Here is a 944-nt window from a genome sequence, read left to right on the forward strand (position 1 = left end):
CCACCGCCCTGGAGGCGGGAGCGGAGGAGCTCTGGACCACGGACGCCCACCTGACGGCCTACGAGGGGCGGACGCGGGTGGTCGGGCTCTAGCCCCACACCACTTCCCACCTCCGCCTGGGATCCAGAGGATCCTCGGGGACCGCCGCATAAACCCCGCAGAGAGGGGCAAGAGGAGGGAGGCCCCCGGGGGGGAAAGGACCCTCTCCCCCATCGCCCGCCTGGTCCTCTTGGCCCTGGCCTCCCGGGCCCGGCTCCGGGTGAAGAGCGCCGACGAGAAGGAGCTGGCCGCCCTCCTGGGCGTGGACCCCCGCACGGCCCGCAAGGCCCTCATGGACCTCTGGGAGGCGCGGCTGGTGGAGGTGGACTCCCCCGGGCGCTACCGCCTGGCGGGGGGGCTCCCGCAAGCCTTGCACGCCCCCCTGCACGCCTTGCAGGGCGGAGGTGGGGAAAATGGCCTTCCAGACGGCGATTTCCGGGGGCCCGAAATAAAGGAAGAAGTAAAGGAAGAAAAAGATCTTCCTCATTCACACCCGCCCGCCCGGGCCGAGGAGGAGGAGAAAGAGGCCTCGGAAGAAGAGGTGGCCCAGCCCTCTCAAGGAGAAGAGGACTTCCCCGAGGCGGACCTCGGTGGCGAAAGCGTCCCGGCCGCCCCCTCTTCGGCGGACGCGCCTTCGGTCCTTTCCAACTCTTCCCCGCCGCTCGTGAAGGCGGGCACAAAACCCCTGCAGGGGGCCCTCAAGGGGGCGGGGCTTTGGGGGGCGTTCTACCGGGCCTTCCGGCCCGGCTTCCCCTCCGAGGCCCTCTGGGCCGCCTACCTGGCCCGCCTGGAGCGGGAGGCCCTGCCCAAGGGGGAGGTCTTCCTCCAGGCCCTGGCCCTCACCCTGAGGGGGGTGGCCCAGGGAGGGGTGCGCTACCCCGCCCGCTACCTGGAGGCGGTGATGG

At 71.3% G+C, this 944-nt stretch carries 1 protein-coding gene; it reads left to right on the forward strand.

The features are described 5' to 3' along the window. Positions 1-229: 229 nt before the first annotated feature. Positions 230-944, forward strand: a 715-nt coding sequence (locus BVI061214_RS00920; protein WP_248841692.1) for a hypothetical protein, incomplete at its 3' end; no start/stop codon positions are given.

The sequence above is a fragment of the Thermus aquaticus genome, from assembly GCF_001280255.1.
Classification (GTDB): Bacteria; Deinococcota; Deinococci; order Deinococcales; family Thermaceae; genus Thermus; species Thermus aquaticus.